Genomic DNA, 24,509 nt, shown 5'->3' on the forward strand with positions numbered 1-24,509 from the left:
TCAATTGAGAAAAATGCTTGTGATGTCGTGTATCTGTCGTTCAGCAGCCAGCATTGTCGCCTCTAGCACGCTGTCGGGCAGATCAAGGGACTGCCAGACTGCGGGAGGGATGGTCCGTACCGTGATGGAGCCGTTGGCGCCATAGCCCATGGCAATGGCCAGAGTGTCCGCCGTGGCGCATACTGCGGCTTCTCTGGGGGGCAATGCGTCGTTGTCATGATGTGATGCGACACCGTCCAGTAATTCTTCCGGCAGGTTCCAGCGCTTGAACAGGGCTTCTGCCACGTCCGTATGATCGAAGCCGAAGACGAATTGTTCCGCCTCGTTCAGGGGGATGTGCTCCGTGCGGGATTGATTGAGAGCCCAGGCCACGTGCTGGGGGGCCAGCTTGAGCATGACAAGCCTGCCAATATCGTGGAGCAGGCCGATGACGAAACAGCGTTCCTGTTGCATGCCGGTGATATGGGAGGCAAGGATGCGACTCAGTACGCCGCAGGCAACTGAATGCTGCCAGAATCCGCGAACGGTGATGAGACCGTCCGGCACTCCGATGAAAAGATCCATTACCGCTACGCCAAGAGCCAGTTGGCTGATCTCGCGTGCCCCCACCAGCGCGACACTGCGGCTGAGTGAATCAATGCGTTGCCCGAATCCATAGAACGGACTGTTTACCAGGCTGAGAAGCTTGGCACTGATGCTGGGATCCTTTGAGATGACGTCCGCAAGTTTGTTTGCAGTGGAACTTGGATCTTCCAGCGCATTGTTGATGCGGAAATAGATGTCGGGGAACGAGGCCAGCCCTCTGTCCGTACTGACGAATTCATTCAGGGCTGTCTGGGGGATGTTGTCCGGATGCGGTATGGGGGTCCAGTTGAATGCGTCGGGGGAGAGTTGTTGTCCCGCTTCTGCCCGGGCACCGTAAAGCTTGATGCAGGCCGTATGCAGTTCGTGCATGGGGTGAATCGTCAGGTCCGCATCGTCGAACAGGCAGTCCACGAAATTCCGCGCCGCTTTGAGGTGTTCTTCATGGATGTCGTCAAGTGATGCCTGGGATGCTTCATCTCCGGACATGTGCTGAATGTCGGCATCCAGCGCTCCCCAGATTTTCAGCACCCGAATGTGCTGTTCTTCCAGCGTCGTCCCCTTGGGCAACAGCAACCGACCGTTGGTGCCAACGGCATCGGAGGCAAGCACCATTCCTGCACGTAAGTCGGATGCATTGACCCTTCCCATTGTCACTCCCGCATGATCAGTATTCTTATACAGAAAAGTCGCATAGTTGGCCTTCTGACTAACCTATGGCATCCTGTCCATGCGGGATATGATATTTCCGGTGAGTTGTTGTTCTTACAAAAAATATCGCCGCAGGCCTTTCGGGTCTGCGGCGGTGTTTTTTGGGGTGGGAAGCTTATCGTTCAGTTTCCAGTTGCCGTGCCTTCATGTAGGCGAACCGGAGTATTTCGTATTCGAAGGGGGTGTCCATCGTATAGTACCGGAAGGGAATGCCGGATCGCGTGTTGATGCCACGGACAACCGTGTTGGTATTGCGGGCCAGTTCACGGTTGTCGATCTCGGCAAGGTCATACAGGTATTCCATCTGGTAGTAGGCAAAGAGCATGTCGCCTGCAGTGCCTGCAGTATCGCGGATGCTGGAGGGGCCGTAGAGAGGCAGAACCACGTAGGCTCCCTGCGGAATGCCCCAGACGCCCAGCGTCTGCCCGAAATCTTCAGATTGTTGATAGAATTCAAGCTCGGTGGCCGGGTCGAATAGTCCGCCAATGCCGAGAGTGGAGTTGATGATGAAGCGGGCGGCGATGATGCCGCTCTTGGATGGGTTGCCCTGCAGCATGGCGTTGGCAAGTCGCGGAATTTCGTTGATGTTGCTTATGCCGTTAGAGACGCCGGAACGTATCTGCGGGGGAACGACAGCCTGATAGCCGGTGACAACGGGAATAAGCACGGCGCGGTCGAGACGGGCGTTGAACGTGTAGATGGTTCTGTTTATGCGTTCGGCCGGATCGTTTACGAACAGCATGGAATTGTTGTTCAACTCGTCATGCATCTCAGGGGCAACGGCATGGGAAACCGGCGTACGGAAGGCGGATTTCTCCAGCATCCGCTCCGGCGCGATTTGTTTTGCGCCGCATGCTGTCAGCATGCAAAGGCAGAGCATGGCGGCTGTCAGGTGGAGGAATGTGGCGTTGTGCTGTTTGAGAGTACGCATGGCTGGCTCCTATCGGGTGATGGCGCGCAGCATGGCGCGGGCGAATTGGTCAAATTGCATGTTGCCGCAGTGTCCGCCCCTGTCGAAAAACGTGGCGCGTTCTCCCAGCGTATCCTGCAGAAAGCGTACTTCATCCGGTTGCAGGATGGGGTCGTCCAGATTGCCGACCAGCAGGATGTTGTCTGTGGTTTTCAGGAACGGGGCGATCTTGCGCAGCGAGCAGTCTGCAAGTGCCTTTTCTTCTGTCATATCCGCGTCCACATATTGCAGGTAGGGCAGCAGGAATTCGTGGAAGTAGTCCTCGAACGGAAGTTTGCTGGCGGTGGTGAAGTAGGGCAGCAGCGGGCTGGCCGTATCCAGCTTCGTATCTGCGGGGACAACGTAGCCCGCATTGAGGCAGACGTCTGACGTGAAGATCATGGACGATGCCGTCAGCCGGAAGCTTGCTCCGATAAGCTGCTTCAGTTCCATATCGTCCATGTCGAGGGTGTTGAAGAACGTGTAGAGTACTTCACTGTCCAATCGCGCGAAATTTCCGGTTTTATAGAACTCCGAGAACTTGTGGATGAACTTGTCTATGGCCTTCTGGGGGCTATGTTTGCCGTCAGGATCCTTCAGCCAGGAGTCGAACGTGGTGGCGGAACTGAAGAGGTCCACGGGGGGATTGATGAGCAGTACCTTGTCGAAGTTGAAACGCTGTTCCCTAGCATCCCGCTCCGCCAGAAAGGCCGAATGCATGGCTCCGAGGCTGTAGCCTGTGACGCTGTAACCGCTGACCTTGCGGCGGGCTTCCACATCTTTCCGTATCCACTGCATGAGTGTGTAAAGGTCGTCCACGTCATAGGGCACGTAGCCGGCAATGCCGTGCTTGGAGAGGCTGGTGATGTAGTTGAAATGCGTGGGAGATGACAACGCGACCGTGTGATAGCCGGCGTCGTAGAAGAGGCGTTGCAGGAACGCCATCTTGGAGGAGCTGAAGCGGCCACCGGTGCCGGCGATGATGTAGATGAGCGGGGCCTCGCCCTGCTGCAGCATTTCGGAATACTCGATTGATTCGCAGTACCAGAAAATCTCCGGAACCTGTCTGTCCCTGATGCTGATGGATTTGAAAGAGGGTGTAACCGGAGTGATCCGTTTTTTGAACTGGTAGCGTAGCGTCGGCGGTGTCCCGAAAACCGTGGCTTGATAGCGGTTGGTGAAGGGATAGTCTTCCGTTGTGTCTGCGGCAGCCGGCTGTGTGGCTCCGGCGATGGAAGCACCTGTCAGCACTGCAAGCAACAGAATAAGGCTGAGCAGAGAACGTGGGATGGCGTTACGATGCATGGGGGACTCCGGTGTTTTGGCGTATCTATATTTTAATAGCAGAAGGGGGGGGTGGGGGCAACTTCTGTCGGGTGATGTATCTGCTGTAAAATGCACGTAGCAGATGTCATCTGCGCTTTGCAGAACGATACCGGTATGGGGTTAATATTTCACGTGGTTGGAGTCGGTCTCTTTGTGGAACAGCGGTTGCAAATTGGTCCGCGCTCATTATTGAGGTGGGTTTTGCATATGCTAACAAGGAGTGTTTCCATGAAGTTCTGGATAAAGACTATTTCAGCCCGTTTTTTGCTGCTCAGCGTTGCGGGGATGCTGGCCATGGGGGTTATGGCTGTTGTTTCCCTTTCTGCGATGTCAGGTTTGGGCAGGGCTTTTGAGGAGACTAAGGCAATCCACATAGACGGCAAGATGGCCACGCTCGCCATTAACCGTGATATCAACTACATAAGTAGGTTGACGCGCAACATCATGCTGGGCAGTGACTATGACAAGGATATGAAGAGGCTTGATGAGCGCATTGCCGATATCAGAGACAGCTTCAAGGTACTTCGGGGTACTGCTGCAAATGATGAGGAAAGGGCGCTGGTTGCCAGAGCGGAGGAGGCCGCACTCGGATTTGTGGAAGATGGCAGACGTTTTTCCCGCGAGTTGGCATCTGTGCCGCGTGAAGAGCGTCATGGGCATTATGAGGCGTATGGCAAGTCAGCTACGCCGTTGGCGCAGAAGTCACGAAAGTATTTTGGTGAACTCATCCGCATCAAAGATGCGGGGTTTGATGAATCCATGACAGCCTTTTCAGGGGCTGTAAGCGATGCGCGTTTTGTCGCGCTTGCGACTCTTGGAGGTGTCGGTGTGCTTCTGGGGCTGAGCTGCCTGCTCGTTCTGCGATCTATAACGACCCCTTTGCGGACAGCCCAGCGCTTTGCCGAAGACGTTGCCAGGGGCGAATATAATGAGATCGATGTTCGCGGCTTCAGCGGGGAATTGGCTGTGCTGATGGAGTCGCTCAATCTCATGGTGCAGCAACTGCGTAAGCGCATAGCCTATGCGCAGGGCGTGCTTGAAGGGTTGTCGGTTCCATGTGTGGTCACTAACGCCGAAGGTCGTGTGGACTGGACCAATAATCATGTGCTGCGACTCGCAGAGAAGGGCGGTGACCCTGCGGAATATATTGGCGGTCCCACCAGTCGCCTGTTTGAAGCTGAAGGGGAAGCGGGCTGTGTTTGTGTCGAGGCGATCCGGCAACGGAGCTACGTGCATAAGGAGATGACGCTGGTCACAGGGCGGGGCAACAGGGTGGTTGCAGACGTGAAGGCGACTCCTTTTCATGACATGGACGGGAATCTGCTTGGTGCCATTTCCAGCTTCTTTGACCTTACGGAGACTCGAAAACGTGAGGCGTTGATCAATGAACAGAACAACAAGTTGGCACAGAGTGCCGGTGAAGTTGCAAAAATCAGCGATGAACTGGAATCCGCCGCCCGTGATCTTGAGTCTGTTGTGGCTTCCTGCCTGTCCGGCGCGGAGAGCCAGAAGGAGCGTACCTCCAATGTGGCCGCGGCCATTGAACAGATGAACGCCACCGTTGCCGATATAGCGCACAGCGCTTCGGATTCGGCGCAACTGGCTGCGGACACCCGCGAAACAGCCACCGGCGGAGCAGATATCGTGAGTGGTGTCATTGCAACGGTGCGCGAGGTGAGCGAACGGGGCGAGATGCTCAAAGAGGACATGGAAACGCTTGAAAAGCAGGCAGAGGGAATTGGCGAGATTATCTCCGTAATCAACGATATCGCTGACCAGACCAACCTGCTTGCCCTGAACGCTGCTATTGAAGCGGCCCGTGCCGGTGATGCCGGTCGTGGGTTCGCCGTTGTGGCGGATGAAGTGCGTAAACTGGCCGAAAAGACAATGCAGGCGACCAAACAGGTGGCGGATTATGTGGGAGCCATACAGGAAAGCACGCACAAGAACAACAGGAACACGGGTGAAACGATAGTGAAGGTTCAGCACGCCGTTGAATTGGCAACGCGCGCGGGAGACGCTTTGCAGTCAATTCTGCGCCTTGCTGGCAGAACGGCAGACCAGGTGCGCTCCATTGCTACTGCAGCCGAAGAGCAGAGCGTTACCAACGAACAGATTGCCCGTTCGTCCGAGGAAATCCATCAGACCGCAACATATGCTTCACACGAGTTGAATAGTTCGGGAAAGTCTGTGGCGCGGTTAACCGAGCTTGCAAAGGAACTGAGCGGCACCGTGGCCGGCATGGGAGGGGGCCGCTGAGAAGTAGCTGGATATATAGCTGCTTAACGGAAGCACAAGAACAAGCCATTCCGGTTATCGGAATGGCTTTTTTGTTCTGACAATGGAGGTGTAATATTGGGTAACGTGAGGTTTTGAGTTTCTTGAGCTTCTTTTTGAGCTTTACAATGGGGGGGTGCTTGGGATGCTTCTTCTTCGGGACAAAGCCGGTTGCGAGGATCTTGATATATGATGCATTGTTCTTCCGGGTTGATTTTTATTAAAAAGCGTTACGTTTGATTCTGGTGTTTTGAAAATTGCGCTGAGTTTCTTTCGATTACAGTATGTCAACGTATCGCCGTGTGGCACTTTGCTAGTCAGCGACGGAAGTGCAGGTTCTTTCTTCTGACGTTGATTTTTAACAAAATTAGATATTCGAATTGTTACTCTGTGTTGTTAGAATTTAATTCATCAGCCTCATGTCTTCAATTCTATGTTTTTGTTCTATAATATTGTAAATTTGATTTGTTTGTTGGTTTGTTTGTCTGGTTTTGGTTTCGTAATTATTTCATTGTGTTTGCGATGTGTGGTTTTGTCGTTTATGTTATGCGTGGAATATGTTGATTTGTCGTTGTTGTTTTGTGTTTATTATGTAGTGCGGTGAAATTGTTATTTTGCGTTGATGCTTGTGTGGTCTGGGTTTTTGCTTTCTAAGATGTGTTGTTGTGCTCTGTAGTTTTGTTTTTTGATTTTTGGCAAACTCGGTGCTGGTGATTGTGTTTGCAATACCTATGCTCTTCATGTAGTGAGTGACAACCCTTCTGGGGTGGGAGCTGCTAAGAATAATGTTGGTTCACGGCGGTTGCGTGTTTTTATTTTTTGTGAGTAATTGTAGAGAGTTATAGTATGATTTATTATGTTATTCCGGCGTATCAGCCGGGAAGCAGTTTTGTGACCGTTGTGCAAGGACTTATAGAGTCTGGCGTTTCTCCACAATCGATCATTGTTGTGAACGATGGTTCGGCGGAGGTGTGTGCTCCCTTTTTCTCCGAGGTAAAGGGCTTCGGGGTTGAGGTGCTTGTGCACGAGGTCAATCGCGGTAAAGGGGGAGCCCTCAAAACGGCTCTTAAATTTGCAATGGAAAAGGGCCGTGATTTGACAGGGGTGGTCACTCTTGATGCAGACGGGCAGCATCTTCCTCAGGATGTGGTTCGGGTGGCTGAGCAGTTGGAGCGTAATCCTGAGGCGTTGATTCTTGGGGTGCGTAGTTTTGGGGAAGGAGTTCCGCTGAGGAGCCGTTTCGGCAATGTTCTTACCCGCAGTCTCATGCGTTTTTTTACCGGGCAGTCTATTTCAGATACTCAGACCGGCCTTCGTGGCATTCCTGCCGGGTTCTTTCCTGAATTGTTGAGCATTGATGCAAACGGGTACGAGTTCGAGATGGATATGCTCATGCAATGCAAGGGACGGTATCGGATTCATGAGGTGGCCATTCAGACTATCTACATAGACGACAATGCAGCATCGCATTTTAATCCGATTATGGATTCTATGCGAATTTATCTGGTCTTGTTTCGTTTTGTCGTATCCTCCGTGCTGTCCGCTGTTGTCGATAATGTAATTTTTGCCATCGGCTTTCTTGTCTGGCCGAACATTGCAGGATGTCAGGTGCTCGGCAGGCTGGGATCCCTGTGCCTGAATTACTCCCTTAATCGCAGCAAAGTCTTCCGCAGTGATAATAGTGTCGCCTCGTCCATGCCCAAATATCTTGGGTTGGTGGTTTTTTCAGGCGTGCTTAGCTATTTGCTTATCCGTATGCTGAGTGCTGCCGGCATGAATGTCATTGTCGCCAAACTCTTTGCGGAAACCCTGCTGTTCTTCTTTAACTTCGTTGTGCAGCGCACGTATATTTTCAAACATAGCTAACGGGATTAGTGTCTTATGGATTTATCCATTGCCTCCGCACTGCTGCCTCTGGCTTCTGTGCTCGGCTACGGTTTTGCCCTGACCTGTTTCACCAGAAAGGATCCTGGGATCAATCTCTTTGCCGCAGTGGGCATTGTCATGCTCGGCATGTATCCTTTGGGTTTTATGCATGCCTTTCAGTTTGCATGGGTGTTGCTGGGGCTCGGGCTTGTGTTATTGCCCTTGGCTGTGCGGCGGCTTTCCAGAAGTGGTGACCTGCACCTTCTCGTCTTGCCGGAAGTGCTTGTTCCCGTCGGTTTCATCAGTTTGTTCTGGGTGATGAATCACGATGCGCTTGTCCACTACGTTTCCGAAGCAGAGTATTGGGCCAAGGCGTCAAAGGCTTTGTTCTATTATAATAGCTATGTCACCAATGAAGTGCCTGTCGGCTGGAAGGAATACTTTCCCGGTGCGGCGCTGTTCCATCGTTTCTGTCTTTCCGTCATGCCCATGAAGGACAGTACACTGTATTATGGTCATGCCATGCTTGTTGGCATGATTGGCGCCCCTCTCTTTACCCGCATGCGTTGGAAGCATTGGGGGGCGCTTGCCTTGCTGGTGCTGAGCATTTTTCTCGTCGTGCAGGCTTTGGGGCGCGGAGCCTTATTCAAGCTGTTTGTAGATGTATTCCTGGGCATCGGCTTTGCCTCCCTGCTGGTGTTCGTATTCCGCGTTCGCGTTGAGAGGGCGCAGGCTGTCGTGTTGTCTCTTGCGGCGGCGGCTATAACCCTGATTAAGAGCCCCGGCATCGTTTTGGTGATTCTGGTTGCGCTGTTTACCCTTGTTGTCTGGCGCAGGGAGTTGTTTTCCCGTGATGCCGGGCGGCGTAACGCGGTTTTGGCTCTTGTACTGCTGCTGGCCTTGCCGCTTGCGTTGAATGCAAGCTGGAAGGTTCGGAACGAGGTATACAGCGTTAAGAAGCAACTCCCCTTCAGAGCGCCCGCAGAACGTATTTCCGCCATGCTTTCCGGTGAGCCGCAGGACTTGGACAGGCGTATCGTTAAGGCATTCTTCGCTGCATTGTCTTCCATGCCGATCAATAATATCTCCCATGCCGACAGGCTGGTTTTCAAGGCGGCCGAATCTGTCGGGCTGGAGCCTGATTACCGTAAGCTGCCCAAGCTGCATGTTGTGGGTTGGCTTGTGTGTATTTCGGTGGTGTTTCTTATGGCTGCGGCCAAGCGCAGGCGTGGCAGGCGTGATCTGGCTGCGGCCTGGGCTGTGCTGACCGGTGCCTGTCTGTTCTATTTGATCAGCATCTTGTATCTGGAGCTCTTTGTATTTACTCCGTACGAGGGGCTGAACGTTATGTCCATGCCGCGCTATGCGGGCGTATTTCTTATGGCTTATTTCCTGTTCCCTGTATCCATACTGCTCGGACCGGAGGGAGAAGGGCGACTGGCTGAGAAAGAAGTGGGGCAGATTGGCCTTGAAGAGAAGTGTCGAAAGCGCCTTGTCGTGGGTTTCAGCGTGCTGCTTGCGTTGCTCTGTTTCTGGGATACGCCTGGGTATTACTTCCGTTATCTTTCACGGGACTGGCGTGAGGATGTGACGGCTTATTACGAGACGTATGGCGTTGCAGAGAAGGCCGGAGTTGTGTTTGGAGACGATGAACTGTTCTTCGCCGTGCTCAGGCCGATGAAAGGGCTTTGGAGTACAGCCTCGTATCGTTATTTCCCCGTCAGAGTCAGAGAGTTTCAGACGAAGGAAGGGGTTTGCGGTGAAGGGGATAAGGTGCAGAGTCGTCAGGCCGAGCTCGTGCAGTCTGTCGGGGCGTACCGTTATTTCATGTCTCCGGATGGTTCGACCGATTGCTTCCGTAAACTGTTTAAGGACCACCTTCCGGCAGAGGGGGCAAGTGCCCTGCTGTATAGGGTTGTGAAGGTGAATGATATAGCAAACGAGTCTTCGTCCTATATGTTGCGACCAGTGCAGTAGTGATTGTTTTGAATAGTTGGTCCAAAGCCTCCGGTGGTTCTCCGCCGGGGGCTTTTTTGTGGCCGGAACAAGACGCTGGAGTTTGTTGGTTGAGTTTTGAAGAGGTCTGCTGATGTACCAGTAACGAAAAAAGCCTCGATCTTTCGATCGAGGCTTTTGTTCTCGTGGCGTCCCCAAGGGGATTTGAACCCCTGTCGCCTGCGTGAAAGGCAGGTGTCCTGGGCCAGGCTAGACGATGGGGACGCTTGATTGTTTTCGCCTAAGGGGTGTTCCCCTGCAGCGAGAGGCACTTTTATGGAACAGTGCGCGGAAAGTCAAGCGGATTTTTTACATGCCGCATTTATTCTTCGGAAGCGGCGAGAGCCGGGGCTGCGCCCATGCGGCGGGTGCGCTTCTTCAGGCGCTTCATCTGCTTGCGGGCAGCGGTGCGGGCGGCCTTGTCCGAGTTTTCGGCCATGAAGGAACGCAGGAACTGAATTTCGGCCTTGGCCTTGCCGGCGGGAGTGCTGGCTGCGCACTGGTCGGCTGCAAAAGCGGGCAGGCGAACAAGCTTTGCCTTGGGGGTTGCTTCCTTGGTCTTCTTTGCGGGGGCTTTGGGGGCGGCAGCCTTGGGGGCAGCGGCAGGGGCGGCGGGTGCGCCCATGGCTTCCTGAATGGCCTCGATGAGGGGGGCTTTGTTCAGGCTGGAGATGCCCTTGATCTGGGGGTATTGGGTGCTCGCCAGTTCACGCAGCTCCTTGACGGTCATCTTGTCGAGGGGTTTGTCTGCGGGGTTGAGGGTTGCAGAGGTCTGGGTCTCACTCATCTGTCATCTCCTTCGTGTCTGTGTCGCTGCCGCTCCGCATCGTCAAACATGCGGACGTATTTTTCGTAACAGCGTGTTACCGGCGAGGCCGGGTCGAGCTTGCCGAGCAGGGTTCCCAACTTCGCCGGCCGCGGCGGCAGTTCGGGAACAAAGCGCTCGATGGACGGCATTTCCAGCTCGTCCAGCGCAGGCTTGCCCATGAGAAGGTTCACCTGCACCTTGTCGAAAAAGGGTTCGTCCAAAAACGCATTGACCCGTTCGATGATTTCATAGGTGTAATAGGTCAGCTCCTGCTGCGCCATATTATCCTCCGCACCTATGATCAGCGTTGTCTTGCGATGCCCGAGCGGAATGGCGAGAAGTCTGAGCTCTTCCCCCATTACCATATCCCAGTTGCGCCACAGTTGCGTAAGCTTGAAGCCTGTTCCCGCGCCTTTGCGCTGAAGCAGGCGGTCAAGCGCCTCGCCGATGCGTTGTTCCATGTGTATCCGCCCGTACGGGCAAAAAAGCGGTCTGGCCTGCAACAGCGTTCCGGACCGCACGCTCGCGGCAGGTTGCAGGCTGAGATTGCAGCCGGGAATCTCCACCTTCCCGAACTGCGGAGTATCGTTCAGCATATGCCGACAGTGTTGCTGCTGTCAACGAACAGCCCCCTGTCGGATACGCAACTATACGCGCGCGGAACCGTCCGGCCGTATGAAGGCGGTCTGCAGGTCTTCGCCCATGCGCTGTACATAGTGATAAAAGGCCAGCACCTGCACCAGTTCGCGTACAGAGAACCGCTTGGTGGCACCCGATTCCCGTAGTTCTTCAAGTTTGCGGTCAGACTTGTCCAGCAGGGCGCGCAGGGATTCTACGCTTGGGGCAACCCCTTCCCCTATGGCCCGCATGGCTTCGCGTGATGCCGTGACCACGGCACGAATCTCCGGCGCCATGATGAGGTTGTAGCCGCCTTCGCGCATGTCCTGCACGGTTCTCAGCATGCCTGCCAGATGCCGGGCGCACTGTTCGAGCACCACGATCTGCCTGTCCATGAGCGAGGCGTTGTCGTCAAAAAGCGGTGACTCATGGCGCAGCATCTTGCGGAACAGGTCGCGGTTGCCTGCAATGTCCTTCAGCAGGGGGGCCAGCGTTTCCTCGGTGGTTGAGACGCTGTCGCCGAGGAAGTCTTCCACCAGTTGTCCGTATGTGTCCGCTGCCCGGGAGAACTGGTTCTGCAGGCGGGCCTTCAGCGCCTCGCCCACGCGGGCGGGCAGAATCCAGATGGAAACCACATAGGAGCAGAGCACGCCAATGGCGATTTCCACCACACGCATCAGGCTGAAAGTTATCCGGTTCTCAACCCCCAGACTGGCGATGAGTACGATGGCAACGGTAATGGCCGCCATGCGGTAACGGGGATTGTGGCGCGTCATGTAGGCGCAGAAGCCTACGGTCGTGAAAAGGGCCAGCGAGGTGCCCAGAAATGTCGGGGGAAACAGAACAATGCCGAGAATGCCTATGACGGCACCTACGGCAGTGCCTGTGAAGCGATACCAGCACATCTGGATGGATTCGGCCACGTTCACCTGCATGACGATGACGGAGGAAACCACGGCCCACATGCCGAACTTGGGGTCGAGCAGAGAGGCGATGACGAGTGCAAGCAGGGCGGCGATGCCGGTTTTGATGCCGTGGCGGATATGTGCCGCTGTGGAGTCCAGATCTGAAAGGGGCATATATGTTCTTGGCCTGTTGATGGTGTTGTGTCGTACTGGGCGGCCTTTTCCTGAGCGGCTGCCCAGCACGCTCTACGCATAAGGTTCGTTGCTGGCAAGGACGGAGCGTACAAGGAAAATGATAGTGTGCGCTCATTGCTTGTGATATGTATACACCAAACTGCCGGGAACGAACAGTCCGGCGGCAGAATGCCGGGTTGCGGGCTGTTCGGGAGCAGGAATGCATGTCGATTGCAGGTGGACAGGAGGTGTACCATGACGGATCAGCAGGCTTGTGATGATATTCTCCAGATCGAACGCCGAGGCCGTGCCGCGCTGCTCAGATTGTGCGGCGACTTCTTCCAGAACATCAAGGATCTCGGCAGGCGCGACAGGGTGCTGAACGCCTTTGATTCGCTGAGCATGGACAAGGATATCTCCGTGATCATTCTCAGCACCGCCTATTGCGGAGTGGGGGTTGAGGAGTATGTCCGTTTCTTCCGTGAACAACTTGAGGGCATGGAGAAGCAGGCAGCGCACCGCTTCTGCAACGCCGTCAATCAGGTGATGCTGGAGATGGTGCGTTCCGGCAAGCTGGTGGTACATACCTGCTGCGGCGATATGCTCACCTTCTTCCTCGGTGTTTCCATGGCGGCAGACTACAGCATTGTTGCCGAAGACAGCGTCTTCCATAACTCCTATCTGGATATCGGCACTCTGCCCAAGGGCGGGCTGCCCTACTTCGTCTCCCGAAAGCTGGGAAACCGCGCCGTATATGAACTGCTGCTTGCAGAGCGTGAACTTTCGGCGCAGCAGGCTCTGAAATTGGGGCTGGTGGATGCCGTGGTGCCGAAGGAGCAGATGGAAGAGGCCGCCTTTGCCTATGCCGCCCGTTTCGAGAATGTTTCCCCGCGCACCATCACCGGAACCAAGCGGCTCACCAACTGGTGTATCCGCGACCTTGAGGAATACCTCAGCTACGAAAACAAGCAGATGATGAAGACGCTGGACCAGTTCGGGTAGCCAGCGCACCGGGCGGTGTTTCCGCTTGATGATTCTTGCAATATCGCATAGTTGAAGAATGCGCTTTACGCACTTCCATGGGGGCATGGAAGGGCATCATATCTCGGGGAAAACACCCTGTCCGCATTGCGGGCGGGGGCTATTTGAACGGAGTGTGATATGAAACGCAGATATACCTTGTATGACCGTCAGACGCAGGACTGCCTTTCACGGAAATCTTCCGTGCAGAGCGGTCCTGTTTTGTGTTGAGGGAGCGGGCATGGATATCCGATCCTTTCTCTACAGGTTCAAGTACATTCTGGCTCCGGCCATGGCCCTTCCTCTTCTCTGCGTTCCCTTCAACGACGATGCCCTGCGTTCCGCCGTATGGCTCTTTGTTCTTTGTCTTGCCCCTGTCGGTCTGACGTGGGTGCCGCGTTTATTGCAGCACCTGCTGCGCGCAGAGTTTGAAAGCAGATATATTTCCTTTCGGGAACTGGAGCAGGGCGTCAATGCTCTCCGCATGGCTGTGTTTGCCATATGGTGGTGTGGTTTCCTGGCGCTTTGGTTCCTTCTGGTGCAGGGGAGCTGGGAGCCGGAACAGAAGACAATTGTCACAGGGGCGGTAGCATTAGGCGCCATGCTGGCAACACTGGGCTATGCCTATGCCGAGCGCAGGTTGCTGCGTCTGCTTTCGCTGCGCCTGTCACGCAAGTGCGTTCCAAAGAGCCTTGCCTGGGTTCTGGTGTTGCTGCTTCTGATGGTGAGCTCGGTTGCCAATGACATTGTAACGGGTGATGCGACAGTTGCCCCGAATATGGAGATGCTGCTCGGACGCTATCTCGCCTTGGGAATCCTCGCCGGCATGCTGGTGCCGATGGCCCATATTTTCTTTTACAGACGGCCATTCGGAAGGATGTTGCCAACGGCAGCGGGGTACCCTTCGCTCATGCGGCGTGGGTGGTGCGCCAAGTTCAGTTTCACCTTTGCCGGGCTGCTGATATTGCTGATTGTTGCGCCGCATCGTGGCCTTTCTGCAAGGGGCGTTGCGCTGTTGCTGGGGCTGCCAGTTTTAGACCTGTTGCAATATGGTAATGCCATAGGCGGGGTACGGTTCGGCAAGATACACACGGTAGGTCAACCCGCCTGCGTCATTTTGAACATCTGGTTGCTTGCCGCGGTGTTGGGGCTTGTTGTGAACAGGGCGATGGGATTTCATGGAGACCTTGCCCTTGGTGTCTGCGGGGCGTTTGCAGTTGGTGCGTATGGAATGACGGCGCTGTTCCGGCACAAGGCCCGTCGCTGGATACGCGTTTACACGTTGAGTCGCATCCGCAGTGGATGGATTCCAAGCTCGACGGTTAACAGAAGGCTGGTGCAAGTGATCCTCATCGCATGTGCAGGCATCGTGGAGGTGTTTGCTGTCGTGCTGAGCGACAGATGGGGGGATTGGTACTGTTATTGGATTTTTGCTTTGTTCGGGCTGGAGGAATTGTTCGTCATTTACAATACGTACAGGAGGCTGCTCAAGGAGCGTGGCGGAAAACCTTTCATGTACAAAGAGCCGGTGTTCGAGATTACGGACGACATACTCAAACGGTAATGCGGGGCTTGCTCTTTTCTTTCCTTGACGTATCATCTCCTTTGAGTGAACAAAGGCGCGTTCAACGCATAGCGGACGAGTGGCAACCCGCTATAGAAATTCTCCCTCTCCCGCTCCGGTGCCGTGGCATCGGGCAATAGGTGGATTATGCTTACCATTACCAAAGAGTTTTCCTTTCACGCAGCCCATCGGCTGTGCATTCCCGGCAAATCCGACGAGGAGAACCGCCGCATCTACGGCGTGTGCTCTACGCTCCACGGTCATACCTACCGTCTTCAGGTCATGCTTTCCGGCACGCCTGACGAGACGGGCATGATCCTGCACTTTGACGCGCTCAAGGCCGTAGTGGCCCGCGAGGTGCTGGACCGCTATGACCATGCCAGCCTCAACGATCTTGACGAGTATCGCGACAAGCCCGCCACGGCGGAGAACATGGCAATGCACATCTTTGCCGTGCTTGACCGTGCGCTGGCGTCTGACCGCTACCGGCTGGAGCGGGTAACCGTATACGAAACGCCCACTGCATGGGCGACCTGCTCCCGCGATGCGTCCGCGTAAGCCGCAGGGCGAACACGCAGAGACTTCCGCAACCGTTCAGTTCGATTCTTCCGTAGCGTCAGGTAGGCACACAGCGCCTTCCGATGCTGTTGCCGCGTCTGCCGAAGGGCGCGCTGGCGGCGGGAAAAACGGAGTCTCCATACATGGTTGCGATGTCGTGCAGAGCGGCTCCGGGCCTCTGCTGGCGGTGACGGAAATATTCGCATCCCTGCAGGGCGAGGGCCCGTTCATGGGGCAGCCCGCCGTGTTCGTGCGGCTGGCCGGATGCGTGCCGCCGTTCTGCGCGTGGTGCGACACCCCGCAGGCTCTGCACGCCGATGACTGTGCCATGCCCATGACGCCGCAGGCTGTGCTTGAGGCGGTGCTGCGCCATCCGTACCGCATGGTGGTTATCACCGGCGGCGAGCCGTTCAGGCAGTGGGATGCGGGCCTTTCCATTCTTGCGGATATACTTGCGGGTGTCGGCCGCACCATTCAGTATGAGACAAGCGGCAAAGCGGGTATTCCGGCTGATTGCGGCGGTTTTGTGGTGTGTTCGCCCAAGCCTGCCGATGCCGCCATGGGCGGCTGTGCCGGAGCTTTGGCCCTTGCGGCCGGGGATGCGGCCCGTGTGGATGCCTTCAAATTCGTGATCGATTGCCGGACGGGACATGAGCAGCATGACGAGAATGCCGCGCTCAGGTCCGTTCTGGATTTCATAGGCGCACATGCAGTTTCGCCTGACAAGGTGTGGCTCATGCCGCGTGGCTCCCGCAAGGACGAGCAACTGCGGAATATGGCGCTGGTGTGGGAATTATGCGTGCAGCACGGCTTCAACTTCGCGCCGCGCCTGCATATTCTGACGTTTGACGACAGGAAGGGAATATAGATGAAGGATGCAGTCATTGTACTTTCCGGCGGCATGGATTCCGCCGTGCTGCTGGCACATGAACTATCGCTGGGCACCCGCGTGGCGGCACTCAGCTTTGATTACGGTTCCAAGCACAACAGCCGCGAACTGCCCATGGCGGCAGGGCTTTGCAAGCACTACGGCGTGGATCACGCCATTGTGCCGCTGCCGTTCATGAACGAACTTTTTTCGTCCTCGCTGCTGCAGTCCGGGGAAGCCATCCCCGACGGCGCGTATGATGCCGACTCCATGAAGAGCACGGTGGTGCCCTTCCGCAACGGCATTCTTATCGCCATTGCCGTTGGTTATGCCGAATCTGTGGGTGCTTCGCGCGTGCTCATCGGCTCTCATTCCGGCGATCATCATATCTATCCGGACTGCCGTCCCGAATTCAACGAGGCCATGAACGGGGCGGCGTTGTGCGGTACGGACGGCAAGGTGCGCGTGGCCTTCCCCTTTGCGGATATGGACAAGCGCGAGATCGGTGACCTTGGCCGCACGCTGGGCGTGGATTTCGCTGCCACCTGGACCTGCTACAAGGGTGGCGAGGTGCACTGCGGCACCTGTGGCGCATGCGATGAGCGCAAGTTCGCCCTGCGGCATGACGAAGGCATGGACCCCACAACCTATCTGAAATAGGAGGCGAGCATGTCAGTAATGGATTCCGACAAGCTTGTTCTGGGCAGGCAGGTGGACTACAGCCTGCAGTACGATCCCAAACAGCTGTGCCCCATTCCGCGGGAACTGGGCCGCACTGCGGCTGGCATTCACACGGCTCTGCTCAGGCATGGCGAAGATATCTGGAATATCTACGAGCTTTCATGGCTGGCCCCTTCCGGCCTGCCCGTGGTGGGCATGGCTGTGGTGCGGGTGCCGTGGCAAGCGCCGTTTCTCATCGAGTCCAAGTCGCTCAAGTTGTATTGCAATTCGTTCAACATGACCCGCTTTGACAGTGCCGCAGCGGTTCGTGAAGCCATGGAACGCGATCTTTCTGAGGCTTCCGGCGCGCCCGTGACCGTGGATTTGCTTGAGCCTCACCGCTTCAGCGAGGTGGTGATTGCAGAGCCCAACGGCGTCTGCGTGGAAGAAGTGGCGGACTTTGCCTCGGCGCAGGGCACCGCGGACTTTGTTTACGATATCGATCCGTCCCTGCTGAAGGTTACGGATGAATCGGCCCGCGAGATTCTGTTCTCCCGTCTGTTCCGCTCCCGTTGTCCCGTAACCGGCCAGCCGGACTGGGCCACCGTGCGTGTGGTGTATGCCGGTCCGCGCATCGATCCGGAAGGGCTCATGCGTTATCTCGTCTCCTACCGTTCGCATCAGGGATTCCATGAAGCCTGCGTGGAACGCATCTACGGAGACATCCTCACGCACTGCCGACCGGATGAGCTGGAGGTAAGCGCCCGCTTTACCCGTCGCGGCGGCATAGACATCAACCCCGTGCGCTCGACGCACGACGGCGTGTGGGACAACCTGCGCGATCCTCGACAGTAAAAAAAGCCCCCGAAAGGGGGCTTTTGCATTGCTAGCAGGGAGGTTCGACGCTTTCAAGCCCGAGTATCCGCTGTGTCCAGTTGGTCGCGGCAAGGCGTACCTTGGCGGCGGCCTCTAGGTCTATGCCGTGTGCATCCAGTTTGGTCTGCATTTCGTCAAAGCGCCCTTCTTCCAATGCGTTGAGGCACGTCAACCATGCGTGTATCCTGTTGGGTTTGCCGAGAAAGGCGTCCTGTATGAGAGGGTCCAGCGGCATCTGTTCCATGAGATCGGCCATGGGCATGCCCAGCAGCACATCAAGCCGTGACAGCAGGCCGATGAGGAACATGGAATCCTTGGGTAGGTCGAGTGAGGTGGTGGCGGCCTTTGCCACTTCTTCCAGAAATCTGCCGCGCAACACGGAAAGAAAGGTTATTTCCTGTGCTGCATGGCTCGGGTTCATGTCTGCTACCAGAACGACCATGAGCCATTGTCGGATAGGGTTCTGTCCAAGCAGGGTGAGGGCCTGATGGACGGATTCCACCTGCCTGCGTATGCCGAAGCTCGCTGAATTGATGTAGCGGAGCAGGCGGAAGGTGAGGGATACGTCGCGGGAAATGATGGCTGACAGTTCCTTGGTGTCGAAGTCCTTGCCCAGCGTGGCAAGCAGCTGGGTCTTGACCAGTTGGGCGGAAGAAATCTTCTTGCCCGGCACGATTTCCGGTCTGCTGAAGTAGTAGCCCTGAAAGAGGGAGAACCCAAGCCGGACGCACAGCTCGAACATGGCGGCATCTTCCACTTTTTCCGCCAGCAGGGTTACGCCGTACGGCTTCAGGTTGTTCACTGTCTTCATGAGATCCATCGGGCTCATGTTCAGCACTTCCACCTTGATAATGTCGGAGATGCGTATGAGCTCTTCATACCCGGGCTGGCCTACGTAATCGTCCAGCGCCAGTGTGTATCCCGCCTTTTTCAGTCGGGAGCATGCGGTAATTATATCAGGCGTGGGATCCACATGTTCCAGAATTTCGGGTACGCATTGGTGGATTGGTAACGCAAAGGCTGCGTCCGAAAGAATAAGGTTGCGGGGAAAGTTGATGAGCATGCGTTTGTCAGGCGCTATCTGCGCCTGCGCCAGCATGTAGCCGTCCGCTATGACACGCGCTGTGGCAACGTCCTGATCGGCCACTTGCGCGGTTGTGGCTGCACCGCTGTGACGGAAAAGAAGCTCATAGCCCCATATGTCCCGATCTGCCGTAAAAATCGGCTGGCGGGCAACGAATATCGGTTCAGGCTGATGCTCTGTCTGTAAGGAGTCGTCCATCTGGTGCACCTGGATATGCTTTTGCAGGGAGTCTTCCACTATCTCCAATATAGCCGTTGCCGGTGCAGGGCGCAATGTTGATCCGGCAGAGTAGGGCTCTTAGAGATGCGGGCGTATACTTCCTTGTGCAGGTTTGGTATGGTCAAAGTGTGCTGAAGAAAATTGCCATAGATGACATACGTCCCGGCATGTATGTGGTGGACTCCGGCCTTTCCTGGTTGGAGTATCCTTATTTGTACATGAAAGAGGGAATGATTTCTTCGCAGATAACGCTGAATGCCATCATCAGCGAAGGCTACACCGAAGCCGTCATTGACACTGAACTCAGTATGGGGGCGGTTCTGGGGGGCGAGAATGGTGATGAGGCTCTTTCCCGCGATCTTGAAGGGTTGCCGGAATTCTTTCCTCCTCCGCCCATTATTCCCGTGGCTGAAGAGATGGACAAGGCCAAGTCCGTATATTCGGATACCGTGCGTTATGCCCGCACCCTGATGGATGGGGTGCGTATGGGCAAGGCTATCGATCTGGAAGACTCTTCCTTGTTGGTGGAAGAGATCATCGGCAGCGTGACCCGCAACTGCGATGCCCTGACCGGTCTTTCCAAGCTGCGCACCTTTGACGAATACACCTTTTCACATTGCGTGAATGTTTCTGTGTTGTCCGTGGTTTTCGGTCGTTTTCTTGGCAAGACCGAAGATGAGCTGCGCATGCTTGGTCAGGCGGGCCTTTTTCACGATGTGGGCAAGCAGTTGGTACCCTCTGCCGTGTTGAACAAACCGGGCAGGCTTACGCCCGAGGAATTTGCGGTGATAAAGCAGCATCCGCTGCTGGGTTGCAAGCATCTGTATGGTCAGGATGACGGCAGGCGCATTGAACAGGCCATTATGATGGGCATGCTGGAGCACCACGAGAAGTTCAACGGCACTGGCTATCCGCGTGGGCTTTCCGGCGATGGCATAAGCGAGATGGGTCGCATCATTGCCGTGGTGGACGTGTATGATGCCCTGTCGAGCAGGCGGGTCTACAAAGCGCCCATGCACCCCCACAAGGCTTTGGGGCTCATGTATTCCATGCGCGGCAAGGAATTCCATCCCGGTTACGTGGAGCGATTTATCAAGTGTCTCGGCATCTATCCGGTGGGCAGTACTGTGCGTCTGAATACCGGGCATGTGGCGGTGGTTACCATCTCAAATCCCAGAGAGCCGTTGCACCCGCTGATTACTGTGGTGGCAGACAAGGCCGGCCCCATTGTGCCGCGCAAACTCGATCTTGCCGGACAGTACAAGGTGCGCATCGAATCCACGCTTGATCCGCTGGAAGTGGGTATAGATCCGGTGGCCGTACTCGAGAAGGCGGCTTGAGAGTCGATGAGCGAAAATAGTACGCCGTGACGGTTGCAGCCGCCACGGCGTTTTGTTTTTCAGGCGAGTTGTTCTCTGGTTTTGCAGCTACTGGCGGGTGAGGGTGATGACGTTGTCTCTGACGGAGGTGACGGCAAACTCGCCGTACCGGTTTCTGAAATAACGCATGGAGATTTCATCGGTGAAAAAGCGGGGCTGGCCCTTGTAGCGAAGGGTGAAGCGGGCTTCGCCTTCCTGCATGGATTGCAGCGCGGCGGTTTCCACATTGGGCACGCTGGAGCGGAATGCTCCTGCCAGTGTTTCCGCATTAGCCTTCGAATCCAGTCCCAGTACCGTTACATACAGCGTTCGGGCGGATTCCATCTCTTCTTCCCACGAGCGCGACAGGGCTCTGGCGAGGCGTTTCCATGTCTTCTGCACACACTCCTTGGTTCCTTTCTCCAGAGCCTGCAGCTTGTTCAGGCCGTTCACCTTCACCGTCTCCGTGGAAGAAGCAAGCGTTCGTCCGTCCGAGGGGCGCACGATGTCCGTCACCAAGCTTATTTCGTTTACCATCATCTGCACGCCCAGCACGGTTGCGGGGGTGGATGCCTGTTCAAGGGCGAGGTTCAGTTCCAGCTCGGTGCCGGTCAGGGGCTTGTCCACGACGGTCAGGCCGGATTTCTTCAGTTTGTCCGCAAGCAGCGAGGCCGCCCTTCTTGCCTGCGTACGATTTTCGGCAGGCGTTTCCGACGCTATCTTGATGATCACGTGCGGCGTCTGCTGCAGGGCCACAAGACGGCGGATCGTATTCGCGTCGTCGCGCATGCTGTCCACGAGCACGTTGGCGCGTATGGTCACTTCATAGAGTCCGTTGGATTTTCGTTCGGAGAGCACGGTGTATTCACTGACATAGCCTGCGGCGCGGCTGAGAATGTTATCCGAGACCAGCATGTTGTTGCGCACGGTGGTGCTGGCGTCGATGATGCCGCCGGATGTGGCTTCCACGGCATTGCGCCTGGCGTCATGCAGGGCTTTTTCGCGGGCCACGGCTTCACGCCCCGGGTCGTAGGGGGCAATGCCGGTCGACGTCACTTCCTCTGCATGGGCGCGCGAAACAATACTCGCGCAGGCAAGCAGAAGCATGAGGGCAAGCAGCAGGATATTACGACCATTCTGAGGCATCGGGCTTCTCCCTTGGTTCTCGGCAGCGCTTTTGCGCTCAGCAGACATTGCCTTCGGGCGGCAGAACCACCGCGGGCAGATAACGCTTCAGGTCCGTAACCAAAGAGGGGTAGGCGGTGTAGAGCACCGCGTGCATGCCTATGCTTTCCGCCCGTCCGGTATTGGCGGGGTTGTCGTCGATGAACAGGGCATTCTGCGGTGCCACCTGCATTACATCGCAGGCATGGCGGAAGAAATCGAGCGAACGCTTGGTCATGCCTTCCCTGAACGAATTGAATACCCTGTCGAAATGGCGGTAGATGCCATGAGCTGCATCCAGTTCGTCCAGCCAGTTGGTGTGATCGCTGAGCAGGGCGGTGCGCGTCGCTCCCGTGCGCACGCGGGAAACGGCCTGCAACATCCACGGGCGGATGACGAAACGTGAGAGGATTTCCCGTCGCAGGTCCGCATCGCCGGTGGCTATTGCGGCACTTTCACGTACGTCCTGCCAGAAGGCGTGTTCGTCGACCCGTCCGTCTGCGTATCCGTTATTATAGCAGATTTCCGTTGCCTCGCGTAAAAAAGCGTCCGGTTCCTTGCCGTGTTGTCTGCCAATTTCCTTGAGACCCTGCACGAATCCTTCTTCCGCGAGTACGCCGCTGAAGTCGAAAAAAACAACCTGAATATCATAGTCGGCTATAGCCATGGAATAAACCCTTTTGTACTGTGTGAATGAGTAGGTGTCTCGTGAGTCTGCCGAGCATGAGACGGAGCTCTTCAGTATGGTTGTATTGTACCGCGAAAGGGGGAAATGGCAATATGCAGGAAGCAACGGCTCGCATCAGACTGGGAATCTCTTCATGTCTCCTCGGAAACAAGGTGCGCTTTGACGGCGGGCACAAGCGCGATGCGTGGATAGTGGATACGCTGGGTAAGTATGTGGACTTTGTTCCGGTGTGCCCCGAAGTGGAGATGGGGCTGCCCGTGCCGCGCAACTCCCTCCGGCTGGTGGGCGATCCTGCCAACCCGCGCCTTGTCGTGCAGAAGACCGGAGAAGAACTGACGATGCGCATGCGCACATGGGCACACGAGCGCAACGCACAGCTCGCCCGCGAAGAATTGTGTGGCTTCATCTTCAAACGCGCATCGCCTTCCAGCGGCATGGAGCGGGTGAAGGTGTATCGTGATGTTCCCGAAGAGCAGACGGCCAAGGCAGGCCCGCCCGCGTTGTCTGGTGTGGGAGTTTTTGCGGCGGAATTCATGCGGGCCTTTCCCCTGCTGCCAGTGGAGGAAGAGGGCAGGCTCAATGATCCTGCGCTGCGCGAGAATTTCATAGAGCGAATTTTCGTCATGCAGCGCTGGCGTGCTCTGCTGTCCCACGGCCTTACGGCGGGGCGTCTGGTGGAGTTCCATACGCGCCACAAGTTGCTGATCATGTCGCACAGCGTGGAGCACTACAGGGAAATGGGCAGGCTTGTGGCGGCCTGTTCGGGGATGGACGGTGCGGAACTGGCCGGAACGTATCAGACCCTTCTGCTCACAGCCGTGTCGCGTCTCGCCACTGTGAAGAAGCACACCAACGTGCTGCAGCATGTGATGGGGTATTTCAAGAAGAAGCTCTCGCCGGACGAGAAGCAGGAACTGCTTGAGGTTGTTGCTGCGTATCACGAATCCCTTGTGCCACTTATTGTGCCGGTTACCTTGCTCAATCATTATGTGCGGAAGTACAACGAACCCTATCTGCAGGGGCAATGGTATCTTCAGCCGCACCCGTTGGAGCTGAAACTGCGGAATCATTCCTGATATATTCTGAGCTGTTGGCGGATCAGATCGGTGAAGGATGGAAAAATAACGTGGAACAGGCCGTAAAAATTGCGCTTCCCCTTGCCAGAGAGGGGGGGGATATGTATTACTGTAATATAGTAGACAAATATTTCCGTAGACGGGAGTCTGAATCTCGGGAGGACGTTTATGAACAAAAGCGAACTCGTAAAGATGCTGGCAGAGCAGCATAATCTTTCCAACGACGAAGCCGTGCTTGTGGTGAATTCCTTCTTCGAAAGCGTGCGTGATGCATTGCTTGAAGGGGATCGTGTTGAGATTCGTGGGTTTGGTTCATTCAAGGTGAAGGACTACAGCGGTTACAAGGGACGCAACCCCAAAACCGGGGAGAGCGTTGAAGTTTCATCCAAGAAACTGCCCGTGTTCAGAGCCGGCAAGGAATTGAAGGAACTGGTGAACGATTAGTCAGGGCAGCGGGAACGGTTGTCTTGCCTAGTGTCCGTGACGGGAGTATGATTGCCCGTCAAGGTAGGAACCCCGTATGTCCCGTCCCTCTTATCGTGCCAACAGTGCCTCCATTCCCGAATCGCTTCGCGACATCGGGTATCCCTGCGTGCACCTGAAAATTGGGGAGGGCATAGTAACGGGCAGCAATGTGCTGATTTCGACTGTGCTGGGGTCCTGTGTTTCCGTCAGTTTTTATTGCGCTGCCAGAGGAATGGCGGGCCTGTTTCACGCTATGTTACCCTCGGCCGTGGGGTACAAGGGTGTTAGCAAATCGCCATGTAAATTTGTTGATACCGCAGTTCACTGCATTTGGGACCAATTCAGAAAACGGGGCATCGCCGACAGGGATGTGGAAATAAAACTGTTCGGCGGTGCCTTTAGTATGGGCAACGGCGCCCCTCCGCATGTGCAGAGTATCGTCAACGTGGGGGGGCGGAATGTTGATGTTGCCCGCACCGTGCTCCATGACCTGAACCTGCGCATTTCCCGCGAGAGCGTGGGCGGTGCGCACGGCAGAAAGCTGGTGTTTGATACCACTACCGGTCACATATGGGTCAAGAAGCTGGGCCGGACGGAAGAGCAGGCCCTGCTCAAGGATGAACGCGACTACCTGCCGGTGGCAGAGGGGCGTGCGTGCAGGTTCAATGGTGACAGGTAGTTTTGTCTTCCGTATCCGT

22 protein-coding genes and 1 tRNA gene are annotated in these 24,509 nt (G+C 55.8%); 13 read left to right on the forward strand and 10 right to left on the reverse strand.

The genetic code is table 11. The annotated features are described in order from the left end of the window. The 3 genes from N1030_RS15440 to N1030_RS15450 form a co-directional block, all read right to left on the reverse strand. Window positions 1–1,233, reverse strand: a complete 1,233-nt coding sequence (locus N1030_RS15440; RefSeq protein WP_265826409.1) for an HDOD domain-containing protein — start codon at window positions 1,231–1,233, stop codon at window positions 1–3. Window positions 1,234–1,408: 175 nt separating this feature from the next. Continuing rightward, entirely contained in the window at window positions 1,409–2,224 is an 816-nt protein-coding gene (locus N1030_RS15445) for an MlaA family lipoprotein (RefSeq protein ID WP_265826410.1), read from the reverse strand. 9 nt (window positions 2,225–2,233) lie between these two features. Next, entirely contained in the window at window positions 2,234–3,547 is a 1,314-nt protein-coding gene (locus N1030_RS15450) for an alpha/beta fold hydrolase (protein ID WP_265826411.1), read from the reverse strand. A gap of 249 nt (window positions 3,548–3,796) precedes the next feature. Here N1030_RS15450 and N1030_RS15455 point away from each other — a divergent pair, with 249 nt between their 5' ends. The 3 genes from N1030_RS15455 to N1030_RS15465 all read left to right on the forward strand — a co-directional run bounded on the left by N1030_RS15455 (window position 3,797) and on the right by N1030_RS15465 (window position 9,688). Next, window positions 3,797–5,827 (forward strand): methyl-accepting chemotaxis protein, encoded by a 2,031-nt coding sequence (locus N1030_RS15455; RefSeq protein ID WP_265826412.1) that lies wholly within the window; start codon window positions 3,797–3,799, stop codon window positions 5,825–5,827. Window positions 5,828–6,691: 864 nt separating this feature from the next. Beyond that, a complete protein-coding gene (locus tag N1030_RS15460; RefSeq protein WP_265826413.1) occupies window positions 6,692–7,711 on the forward strand; it encodes a glycosyltransferase in 1,020 nt (339 codons plus the stop codon). Window positions 7,712–7,726: 15 nt separating this feature from the next. Next, complete coding sequence (locus tag N1030_RS15465) at window positions 7,727–9,688, forward strand: hypothetical protein (RefSeq protein WP_265826414.1); 1,962 nt, start codon at window positions 7,727–7,729, stop codon at window positions 9,686–9,688. A gap of 165 nt (window positions 9,689–9,853) precedes the next feature. On the opposite strand, the gene N1030_RS15470 is transcribed toward N1030_RS15465, so the two are convergent. From N1030_RS15470 to N1030_RS15485, 4 genes are all read right to left on the reverse strand, one after another. Then, window positions 9,854–9,931 (reverse strand) — tRNA-Glu (locus N1030_RS15470). A 97-nt stretch (window positions 9,932–10,028) separates the two neighbouring features. After that, window positions 10,029–10,493, reverse strand: coding sequence for a hypothetical protein (locus N1030_RS15475; RefSeq protein ID WP_265826415.1), 465 nt, complete (start codon window positions 10,491–10,493; stop codon window positions 10,029–10,031). Further along, window positions 10,490–10,975 (reverse strand): DciA family protein, encoded by a 486-nt coding sequence (locus N1030_RS15480; RefSeq protein WP_265826416.1) that lies wholly within the window; start codon window positions 10,973–10,975, stop codon window positions 10,490–10,492. Before N1030_RS15480 ends, N1030_RS15475 begins: the two co-directional genes overlap by 4 nt. 186 nt (window positions 10,976–11,161) lie before the next feature. Further along, entirely contained in the window at window positions 11,162–12,211 is a 1,050-nt protein-coding gene (locus N1030_RS15485) for an FUSC family protein (protein ID WP_265826417.1), read from the reverse strand. Window positions 12,212–12,466: 255 nt separating this feature from the next. Between N1030_RS15485 and N1030_RS15490 the strand changes: the two genes are divergently transcribed. The 6 genes from N1030_RS15490 (at window position 12,467) to queF (ending at window position 17,736) form a co-directional block, all read left to right on the forward strand. After that, window positions 12,467–13,213, forward strand: coding sequence for an enoyl-CoA hydratase/isomerase family protein (locus tag N1030_RS15490; protein ID WP_265826419.1), 747 nt, complete (start codon window positions 12,467–12,469; stop codon window positions 13,211–13,213). A 421-nt stretch (window positions 13,214–13,634) separates the two neighbouring features. Further along, window positions 13,635–14,795 carry a hypothetical protein gene (locus N1030_RS15495; RefSeq protein ID WP_265826420.1) on the forward strand — a complete coding sequence of 387 codons (1,161 nt, stop codon included), beginning with the start codon at window positions 13,635–13,637 and terminating at the stop codon, window positions 14,793–14,795. A 147-nt stretch (window positions 14,796–14,942) separates the two neighbouring features. Further along, window positions 14,943–15,353: a 6-pyruvoyl trahydropterin synthase family protein gene (locus N1030_RS15500; protein WP_265826421.1), complete on the forward strand. Its 411-nt coding sequence runs from the start codon at window positions 14,943–14,945 to the stop codon at window positions 15,351–15,353. Next, complete coding sequence (locus tag N1030_RS15505; RefSeq protein WP_265826422.1) at window positions 15,340–16,221, forward strand: 7-carboxy-7-deazaguanine synthase QueE; 882 nt, start codon at window positions 15,340–15,342, stop codon at window positions 16,219–16,221. Before N1030_RS15500 ends, N1030_RS15505 begins: the two co-directional genes overlap by 14 nt. Beyond that, window positions 16,222–16,881: a 7-cyano-7-deazaguanine synthase QueC gene (queC, locus tag N1030_RS15510; RefSeq protein WP_265826423.1), complete on the forward strand. Its 660-nt coding sequence runs from the start codon at window positions 16,222–16,224 to the stop codon at window positions 16,879–16,881. A gap of 9 nt (window positions 16,882–16,890) precedes the next feature. After that, window positions 16,891–17,736, forward strand: coding sequence for an NADPH-dependent 7-cyano-7-deazaguanine reductase QueF (gene queF / locus N1030_RS15515; RefSeq protein ID WP_265826424.1), 846 nt, complete (start codon window positions 16,891–16,893; stop codon window positions 17,734–17,736). A 31-nt stretch (window positions 17,737–17,767) separates the two neighbouring features. Here queF and N1030_RS15520 read toward each other — a convergent pair whose 3' ends face one another. After that, window positions 17,768–19,039, reverse strand: a complete 1,272-nt coding sequence (locus tag N1030_RS15520) for an EAL and HDOD domain-containing protein (RefSeq protein ID WP_265826426.1) — start codon at window positions 19,037–19,039, stop codon at window positions 17,768–17,770. A 149-nt stretch (window positions 19,040–19,188) separates the two neighbouring features. Here N1030_RS15520 and N1030_RS15525 point away from each other — a divergent pair, with 149 nt between their 5' ends. Then, complete coding sequence (locus N1030_RS15525; RefSeq protein ID WP_265826427.1) at window positions 19,189–20,400, forward strand: HD-GYP domain-containing protein; 1,212 nt, start codon at window positions 19,189–19,191, stop codon at window positions 20,398–20,400. 87 nt (window positions 20,401–20,487) lie between these two features. Here N1030_RS15525 and N1030_RS15530 read toward each other — a convergent pair whose 3' ends face one another. Continuing rightward, on the reverse strand, window positions 20,488–21,564 hold the full coding sequence (locus tag N1030_RS15530; RefSeq protein WP_265826428.1) for a flagellar assembly protein T N-terminal domain-containing protein: 1,077 nt from the start codon (window positions 21,562–21,564) through the stop codon (window positions 20,488–20,490). A 37-nt stretch (window positions 21,565–21,601) separates the two neighbouring features. Continuing rightward, window positions 21,602–22,249: an HAD family hydrolase gene (locus N1030_RS15535; RefSeq protein WP_265826430.1), complete on the reverse strand. Its 648-nt coding sequence runs from the start codon at window positions 22,247–22,249 to the stop codon at window positions 21,602–21,604. Between the two features lie 113 nt (window positions 22,250–22,362). Between N1030_RS15535 and N1030_RS15540 the strand changes: the two genes are divergently transcribed. From N1030_RS15540 to N1030_RS15550, 3 genes are all read left to right on the forward strand, one after another. Then, the gene (locus N1030_RS15540) at window positions 22,363–23,346 is read left to right on the forward strand and encodes a YbgA family protein (protein WP_265826431.1); all 984 of its coding nucleotides are present in this window, start codon (window positions 22,363–22,365) and stop codon (window positions 23,344–23,346) included. 168 nt (window positions 23,347–23,514) lie between these two features. Beyond that, window positions 23,515–23,790: an HU family DNA-binding protein gene (locus N1030_RS15545; RefSeq protein ID WP_265826432.1), complete on the forward strand. Its 276-nt coding sequence runs from the start codon at window positions 23,515–23,517 to the stop codon at window positions 23,788–23,790. A 76-nt stretch (window positions 23,791–23,866) separates the two neighbouring features. Then, a complete protein-coding gene (locus N1030_RS15550) occupies window positions 23,867–24,490 on the forward strand; it encodes a chemotaxis protein CheD (protein ID WP_265826433.1) in 624 nt (207 codons plus the stop codon). Window positions 24,491–24,509: the final 19 nt, after the last annotated feature.

Source organism: Desulfovibrio mangrovi (genome assembly GCF_026230175.1).
In the GTDB taxonomy this organism is placed as follows: domain Bacteria; phylum Desulfobacterota; class Desulfovibrionia; order Desulfovibrionales; family Desulfovibrionaceae; genus Halodesulfovibrio; species Halodesulfovibrio mangrovi.